This window comes from Methylorubrum zatmanii, from assembly GCF_014845115.1.
GTDB classification, from domain to species: Bacteria; Pseudomonadota; Alphaproteobacteria; order Rhizobiales; family Beijerinckiaceae; genus Methylobacterium; species Methylobacterium zatmanii.
Genome location: NZ_NKUI01000188.1, coordinates 1 through 7624, shown reverse-complemented (window position 1 = coordinate 7624; position 7624 = coordinate 1). Strand labels below are relative to the sequence as shown.

Annotated in this window: 6 protein-coding genes and 3 pseudogenes; 6 read left to right on the top strand and 3 right to left on the bottom strand. The window is 63.6% G+C overall.

Annotation, left to right across the window (positions count from 1 at the left end; all coding sequences use genetic code 11):
* Together MZTS_RS20000 and MZTS_RS19995 are read left to right on the top strand one after the other, a co-directional pair.
* Positions 1-291, top strand: a pseudogene (locus MZTS_RS20000) (sodium:proton exchanger); the annotation flags it as partial.
* A 221-nt stretch (positions 292-512) separates the two neighbouring features.
* A pseudogene (locus MZTS_RS19995) lies at positions 513-1459 on the top strand (IS630 family transposase).
* Between the two features lie 110 nt (positions 1460-1569).
* Here MZTS_RS19995 and MZTS_RS19990 read toward each other — a convergent pair.
* The gene (locus tag MZTS_RS19990) at positions 1570-3210 is read right to left on the bottom strand and encodes a porin (RefSeq protein WP_192285151.1); all 1641 of its coding nucleotides are present in this window, start codon (positions 3208-3210) and stop codon (positions 1570-1572) included.
* Positions 3211-3564: 354 nt separating this feature from the next.
* Between MZTS_RS19990 and MZTS_RS25695 the strand changes: the two genes are divergently transcribed.
* The gene (locus MZTS_RS25695) at positions 3565-3711 is read left to right on the top strand and encodes a helix-turn-helix domain-containing protein (RefSeq protein WP_096488150.1); all 147 of its coding nucleotides are present in this window, start codon (positions 3565-3567) and stop codon (positions 3709-3711) included.
* Positions 3712-3783: 72 nt separating this feature from the next.
* Here the strand turns inward: MZTS_RS25695 and MZTS_RS19980 are convergent.
* Positions 3784-4326, bottom strand: a pseudogene (locus MZTS_RS19980) (helix-turn-helix domain-containing protein); the annotation flags it as partial.
* On the opposite strand from MZTS_RS19980, the gene MZTS_RS19975 reads away from it, so the two are divergent.
* From MZTS_RS19975 to MZTS_RS19965, 3 genes are all read left to right on the top strand, one after another.
* On the top strand, positions 4267-4545 hold the full coding sequence (locus MZTS_RS19975) for a DUF411 domain-containing protein (protein ID WP_376744241.1): 279 nt from the start codon (positions 4267-4269) through the stop codon (positions 4543-4545). The pseudogene MZTS_RS19980 and the gene MZTS_RS19975 sit on opposite strands and share 60 nt — an antisense overlap.
* Before the next feature lie 48 nt (positions 4546-4593).
* Entirely contained in the window at positions 4594-4836 is a 243-nt protein-coding gene (locus MZTS_RS19970) for a hypothetical protein (protein WP_096488147.1), read from the top strand.
* 539 nt (positions 4837-5375) lie between these two features.
* Entirely contained in the window at positions 5376-5936 is a 561-nt protein-coding gene (locus tag MZTS_RS19965) for a hypothetical protein (RefSeq protein ID WP_009864934.1), read from the top strand.
* 107 nt (positions 5937-6043) lie between these two features.
* On the opposite strand, the gene MZTS_RS19960 is transcribed toward MZTS_RS19965, so the two are convergent.
* Positions 6044-7624, bottom strand: a 1581-nt coding sequence (locus tag MZTS_RS19960; protein ID WP_192285150.1) for an ATP-dependent DNA helicase, incomplete at its 5' end; no start/stop codon positions are given.

Sequence of the window (7624 nt, the reverse complement as noted above, 5' to 3'; positions counted from 1 at the left end):
CTGTTCGCCCTGGCGCTGCTCCTGCGCCTGCGCCTCGGCTTAGGGTCGGCCGTAGCTCTGGTGGGTCTGTTCGGTGTGCAAGTCGGGCTAGCCTTCATCTACCGGAACGATGAGGCCCGCACAGTCACAACGCTGACTATGCTCGCCTGGATCTATCTGGGACTGGCTGCCATCCTGTTCCTTGTGAATGGCCGGCGCATGCTCGACCTCCTGCGCGCTGGCCTATTGGAGCGACGGATGGGCAAGGTGGGCGCACCAGTTCGGCCCGAGGTGGTCCGTGGTCAGCGCTGAGGCGGTCCCGGCTGGAGGTATTCCGAGTTGTAATCTTGGCTATCGGGCCGCCCGTCCGCTGCCCCGCCTCAGCGCGCGAGCTCCTTCATCTCCCAGTCATCGTCGGTATTCTGGCAGGCCATGCCGCGGGCTCAGGTCGTGCGCCACGCCTCCTTAGAGCCGTGCCCGGCGGTGTTGCGACAGGACGGTGGCTGGAGCGTTGACCGGTGAAGGAGCCAGCGATGCCTTCACGGTTGTCTGTCGATCTGCGCGAGCGCGTCTGGCGGCCGTGACAGAGGGCGCTTCCTTCCATCAGGCGGCGGCGCGGTTCGGGGTGAGCGTGTCGAGCGCCAGCCGCTGGTCGCGACGGTTTGCGCAGCAGGGTCACGTCGCCCCCAAACCGACACACGGCGACGACCGCCTGCCGGCGGTCGAGGCGCATACGGATCTGATCCTCTCCCTCGACGAGGCCCGGCCCGAACGCTTGCCTCGGCGAGTTGCGCGACGCCCTGGCCGGGCATGGCGTGCAGACCAGCACGAGCGGGCTGTCACGCTTCTTCGCTCGCCATGGGATCAACCGTAAAAAGGGGCGCAGTACGCGGCTGAGCAGGAGCGGGCCGACGTGAGGGCGGCGCGTGAGGCGTGGTTCGAGACTCAGCCCGACCTCGACCACGACAAGCTCGTCTTCCTCGACGAGACGGCGGCCGCCACCAACATGGCCCGCCGCTACGGCCACGCCCCGCGCGGCGAGCGCTGCCGGCTCCTCGTACCCCAGGGCCATTACAAAACGACTACTGTCACCGGCACTCTGCGCACCCTCGACCTTGCGGATGGCGCCACAAACGGCCAGCGCTTTCGCGACTACGTCGCCAACCGCCTCGTCCCGGTGCTGCGGCCCGGCGACACTGTGATCCTCGACAACCTGCAGGCCCACAAGGTGACGGGTGTGCGCGAGGCCATCGAAGCCGCCGGGGCGAGGCTGCTCTACCTCCCGCCCTACAGCCCGGACTTCAATCCGATCGAACAGATCTTCGCTAAGTTGAAGGGCCTCCTCCGAACCGCCGCGGCCCGCACTGTCCCAGACCTCTGGGACACCATCCGGCATGCCCTCACCCGCTTCACCCCGGACGAGTGCCGCAACAGCCTCGCCGCCGCCGGCTACGACAACGACTTGGCCATCGCTACGTAAGCGGGAACAGCTCTAAAACAAAAAAGCTCGGCCCAAAGGCCGAGCTGAGTTTTTACAGGTCTCATATAGATCTTAGTCTTTATAGACGCACTTGTCAAGTCGGCTCTGTATTAGAAGTCCCGCTGGACTCTCATGCGCAGCTGCACAGTGTCAAATGAACTCACGGTGCGAGCGCTTAGCGGAATATTGGTTTGTGACACTCCAAAGCTCTTGTTCAAATCGACTACTCTTCCGTTCGTAACACCAATTTTTGTATAGATTCCCTCAAGCCCGATATCGAGGTCCTTAACTGGAGACCAAATGACACTTGCACCAGTATAGATCTGGTAGGTATCACGCAGAGTCTGGTTCAGGGCAAAAGTTCGCGTTCCCGGAGCACCAGGACCACCGCCAACCAGCGCGCTTGCAATCCCTTGTGCTGCACGTGCACCTGGTGCTTGAGAAAGCTCGCCGTAGCTGGCAAAGAACGCCGAACGCCACTCCGGGGTCCAGTAATGGAGGTAAGAGCCAACTACAGTGAAGCTTCTAGATAGCTCCAGCCGCCCAGTAAGGGGATTCAATGTTGAGTCATTGAAAAATTGGTTAAATGAAGCGCCACTCACATTGCTAGTGTTGCTGGCGTATGATCCTGAGTAGTTCGAGTACCCAGTATATAAAGTAGCGCCCTCTCCATATGCGCCTTGTAAGTAGAGGCCGTCTCCTGGTGCGATGAAGGGAAGGTTGAACTTTACGCCGCCTTGAATTGCCCATCCGTATTCGGTGGACGGACGCTGGCGACTCACTGCGTTGGCTGCAGTAAGCGCAGCACCGTCACCCGTCGTACCCAAGAATTGGTTTGGCAAAAAATTGCCAGTGTTGACATCCTTGACTGCTGCTGACACCTGAGCTGAACCCCAAGCAGCATCATAACGCAGCGCGCCGACGAAGTCGGGCATGCGATTACGCTCGATTACGTCCACGAAGCCTACACCTGTCGGCTGCCCGGCGGCATTAAATCCAAGGAACACAGGTGAGGGTGCGTTGAGAGCGCCAAAAGTAGCGAAGGACGAAGTTCCCGCAGCGGCATTCGCGGCTGCTACAGATGCAGAAAAAATCGTGTTCTTGCGGAAGGTCGGATCCTCGAGCGAAAGCGACGCTGAGAAGCCGCTGTCGCCGAGCTTAGAGGTGTAGGCAAGAAGGTTCGTCGAAGCGAGATTTGATCCGAGGGCCCCGCCAATAATCTCGTAATCATTTGCGTAGAAGTCGAAGAACGAGGAGGCGCGACCGGCGGTAAGACCAGCGAACTGGATGAACGCCTTTTCGGTGCTCACAAACTGCTGTGCTCGACCGAACTGGTCCTGGCCAAGTGCCGAAAATGCGTTCCCGATCCGCGTTTGCGTGCCGGACGCAAAATTGGAATAACCCGTTCGCGATGCGAACTCGAGTCGAACGAAAGCACGAAGTGTGCCGTAGCCGGTTTGGGTGCGGGCATCGAGGTTGATGCGGGCGAGACCACGGTAACCGGTTGTGTCACCTGCGCCTTGGTTGCGCGAATATCCGTCGTTGTACCCAACCTCGAAGCGGGCACGACCCGAGACACGAAGGCACGTGTCTGTCCCAGGGATATAAAAGAAGCCCGCTCCATAGGCAGAGCAAACGCGGACATACTCGATCGGCGCTGCCTTCTTGATCGGCAAATCGGCCGCTTGCGCCCCAGTTATCGCGGATGTTACCGCGACAGATCCAAGGAGCGAGACCTTTAAGAGCCTCATTGTTATCTCCGGAGTTTCGAGACCGTAAGATTGCACAGTGTTAGGAGCGATGCTCCAATTCAACTCTGTGCCGCACAAATTTGCTTTAACCCATGTATAATGATTTACAAATAATCATGGGTGCGCACTGGTTGTGCTCCAGTGCCGACTTCATTGTGAACACGAATGCCCTGACAGGGCAACATGCATTAGCAAAACGCCCGGAGGTTCCAGTCCTTCTGTGGCTAGGATGCAACTCAATTTAGGCGACTAATACCAACGCTCATTGAGGGAGACCCACATCACGTAGCGCGCAGCGGCATCGTGGCTGGAGTGCGCCGCTGTTGATCGACAGGTGCGGCCAGCGTCGCGCACCTGATCGAACTTGGGCTGGATGAGGCCCGCTCCACGATCGACGGGACTGCTGGCCGCCTCGGCCTCTCACGCAGGACGCTGCAGCGTCGCCTGGAAGAGACGGGCACGCGCTATGCCGACCTTCAGTGCAGCGTGTTGATACGCTAGGCGAAGGCGCTCCTGTCAGACGAAACGCTGCCGATTGACCGGATCTGAGGCGAACTGGGCTACACGGATGTGACCCGGCTTCATCGGCAACGGGTCCTGCGTTCGGGTGAGCGCCTGGATCTGCGACTTTCCGTCGAGGGGGAGCACCACGGCATGAGCCCGTGGATCGACGTAGAGCCCGACCACCAGGGCACCCATCGAACAGGTTCGATGGGAACCCGTCGCGCAGTTTGGCGGCGAAGGCTGGGTCGTTGGAAAGCTTGAACTGCCGCACCCGATGCGGCTGCAGGCTGTGCCCGCGCCAGATCCGCTGCACCGACGAGACGCTGATGGATGCGGCCTGGGTCATGGCAGCCGCGGTCCAATGCGTAGTCTCGCCGGGCGGATCAGCATGGGTCAGGGCCACCACGCGCGCGCCGCCACCTCCGGTCCGAGGGACGGGATGCGGGCTGGCCGTGTCTTGTCGCGAAGGAGCCCATCAAGGCCCTCCTGTGCGAAGCGCTCCTGCCAGCGCCAGAATGCGGTCTTGGACACGCCCGCCTCACGCATGATCGCATGAGTACCCAGATCATCGGCGCTCAGCAGCACGATGCGAGCGTGCCAGACATGCTTCTGCGGCGTATTCCGGTCACCTTCCTCATCGACGGCTACGTCGTCGAGGGACACGTGCCGGTGGCGCAGGTCAAGCGATTGCTGGCGGAGCGGCCGGCTATCAAGGGCATCTCGCTGCCCGGCATGCCCGCGGGCTCACCCGGCATGGATGGCGAGAAGGCGGAGCCGTTCACGGTCTACGAAATCGGGGACAGCGTCACGAAGGTCTTCGCACGCGAGTAGTGCGAGGCCAGGACTGAACTCACACTCACCGGACGAGAGGAGAAACCTATGTCCAAGACTTCGAAATTCGTAACCTCTGCATTCCTCGGTGCTGGTCTGGTTGCCGAGATCGCCGCGGCCTCGGCCGAGCCTGTCACAACGCCCCCGGCGCCCTCAGACAAGAGCATGATGCAGGACGGGATGATGCCGATGATGCAGGACATGTCGAAGATGAGGGGGGAACTGCAACAAGATGATGTAGACCATGATGGACCGGCAGAACCAGGGCGGATCGGGCCAGCAACTTCCTGACAAGCGCGGCTGAACTGCCGGAGGCTAGTCCAGGCTGCGCGGCTTTAACCGCAATCTGACACACGAGAACTGCACAGCCACCAGGCTCCGGTCCTGTCCGAAAGGCACAAGGGAACGGCTGACATCGCCCAATTGAGTTATAGCGCACTTCCACCCGCTGGCCATGTCGGCGAAGGTGTCAGAGCCCGCCACCCCGCCCACTACTTCTTGGCGGGTTCCGTAAATGCCCCTTATGCGAATGGCGTCACGCCAGCTCGGCAATGCGTTCAGTCGGCGTGCTGTTCTGTTAGCGTCCCACGACCCTGGAAGTGGCCACTGCCGAGAGCAGCTCGACCGCAGACACAGTGAACCAGCAATCGGGTCGTATAACAGCAACCGTGTACTTAACCTTTTGTTAACCAAATCCCGACCATGCCCTTGCCACCCAATCATTCCCATGTCATTGTGTCAGAGTTAAATTAACTTTGTCGCAAGCTAGTCTTTGACGAGGCCACGCGAACATGTGCTCCTTGTGTTCCACCAACACAGGGAACACACGCATGCCCAATTTCAACGTCCGCAAGGCCATCGCCGTCCTGGCCACCCTCGGCCTGGCTTTCTTCGTGCTCTTCCAGCTCATCCCGCCGGTCACCCGCGCCGGTCCGATCGGCCTCACGCTGGTGCCCGCCTCGGAGCTCGTCGCCGCGAGCGTCGAGGGCTTCAATCCCGAGGACACCCCTCTGACACGCCGGCTCGACCTGCTTCGTCAGAACATCATCGCGCTCGGCATCGGCGAGCAGCTCCAGGTGCGGGGCATCATCCTGGCGATTATCGCCGTGCTGGCTCTGTACGCCCTACTGCCGAGCCGTTACCGGCTTCTGCGCCCCTTCAGCGATGCCGTTGATGCGGCGGCTCAAAGCTTCGCGCCCTATCGCACCCTCACCCGGCTCATCCAGAGCCCGCTGTTCTTCCTCGCGACCGTCCTGCTGATCGGCGGGCTCGTGGTACAGAACGAATTGCTCGACGCATCAGGCAGCCTCCCAGCCCTGACCAAGCTCCACTGCTCCGTGAGCCAGCCCTGTCACATCTGGCCCCGGCCGTTCCTGACAAACCCGTTCTGATGTGGCGTCGGCTCCACCGGCGAGGTGGAGCCCGTCAAAGCGCAAGAGACGACGCCTACAGCAGGCGGCGACCGGCTTCAGCCGGTCGCCGCCTGCAACAGAGCTCCTCAACGTCCGTAATCCGGTCCCGAGCGGGACCGGCCCGGCCGCTCACGCGTGACGACGTCCGGCAGACTTCCCCGGATGTCTTCGACCAGCCGGAGAACACGGGGCGAGACCTGGCGCTCCGCGTGGCGAACGCCCCGGGCAAGCTGCCGGAGTGCCTGCCGTGGCACTGCGCTCATCTCCTGCAACACCCGCCGCAGCGCCCGCGCCGCCGCAAAGCCGCTCTGCAGATCGAGGCGCATCTCGGCTTGGGGCGGCGTGATCACACCGCTGCGCATGAACGCGGCCCGGTCCTCGACATGATCAACCACGTTCACCTTCTCGGTATAGCGGCGCGCTTCGACGAACAGCCGCTCGTGCAGCTCGGCGGTGCTCGGCGTGAAGCGCGGATCCGTCTGCCGCACCCGCACCGCCGCCTCCACGCGCTCGCGCTCGACCACCAGGTGGGCCTCCTGCCGGTGGCGCGTCAGCCCAACATACAGCTCGCGCGCATCGCCGGCCGTGAACCCAGAGTAGATCGTCGCTTCGCAGGTTCGGCCCTGCACCGCGTAGGCGGTCCCAGCATAGCCGAGGCTGATCCGCGGCCACGATTGCGCCTGCGCCGTTCGGCGCGCCCGCACCGGCACGAACGCGGCATAGGCGTCCTCGACCCGCCGGCCATCTTCCAGCCGCACCCGCAGGCGCAGCTCCCCGCCCGCGGCCGCCCCGATCGCCTCGACGGTCGCCCGCGTGCCGTTGCGGATGCCGTGCTGACTCAGGCTCTCGCCGAAGCGGACGCGGTCTCCGACCGCCAAGCTCAGCGCCCGCGACCGGTTCTCGCGGTCGCGCGCCATGACCTCGACGTCCGGTCCGGTCAGATCACCCTCAGCCCGCAGCAGGGCACGGGCACCGCGGTTCAGCTCGGCCGCGTCGCGGTTGCGCCGCGTCACCATCAGCACCGCGTCCGTCCCGTGCCGCGCCCGTGCCTCGGACCAGAGGGCCAGCGCCCGCGCCTGCACGGCTGGGGCGCCGGCGACGAGCTCGATGCAGCCGTGCCGGGCATAGGCACGCAACCCCGCCTCGACCTCGCCGCGCGCCATCAGCACCGACGCCGCCCGTTGCCAGGGCACAGCCTGGCGCCGTACCTCGGACAGGGTCGCGTGGCGGCCGAGCACGTCGTTCACCGCGCGCAGCGCGCTCGCCCCCGCCACCGAGGCGAGCTGGCGCCGGTCGCCCATCAAGACCACACGGGCCCCGCCCGCCTCCGCCGCTGACAGGATCTCGGCGAGGTCCTTCGTGCCGACCATCCCGGCCTCGTCGACCAGCACCAGAGTGTCGGGGCCTAGGCCTGCGCCCGCCTCGCGCGCCTGGTCGTGGCGCCACTTGGCGATGGCCTGTGCCGGGATGCCGGTCGAGACGCCGAGCTCGTCGGCCGCAACCCAGCTCGGCGCCAAGCCGATCACCCGAAGCCCGGAGCGCCGCGCGATCTCGACCAGCACTTTGGCCGTTGTGGTCTTGCCCGTGCCAGCTCCGGCCTCCAGCACGCTGACCGCTGCCGCACCGCTCACCTCCCGCAGGGCCGCCTGAGCTATGCGGGAGATTGG

Excerpts from the sequence above, each read along its gene's own strand:
- MZTS_RS19990 (WP_192285151.1), bottom strand. The coding sequence starts at position 3,210 with ATGAGGCTCTTAAAGGTCTCGCTCCTTGGATCTGTCGCGGTAACATCC.
- MZTS_RS19975 (WP_376744241.1), top strand. The coding sequence starts at position 4,267 with ATGAGTACCCAGATCATCGGCGCTCAGCAGCACGATGCGAGCGTGCCA.
- MZTS_RS19970 (WP_096488147.1), top strand. The coding sequence starts at position 4,594 with ATGTCCAAGACTTCGAAATTCGTAACCTCTGCATTCCTCGGTGCTGGT.
- MZTS_RS19965 (WP_009864934.1), top strand. The coding sequence starts at position 5,376 with ATGCCCAATTTCAACGTCCGCAAGGCCATCGCCGTCCTGGCCACCCTC.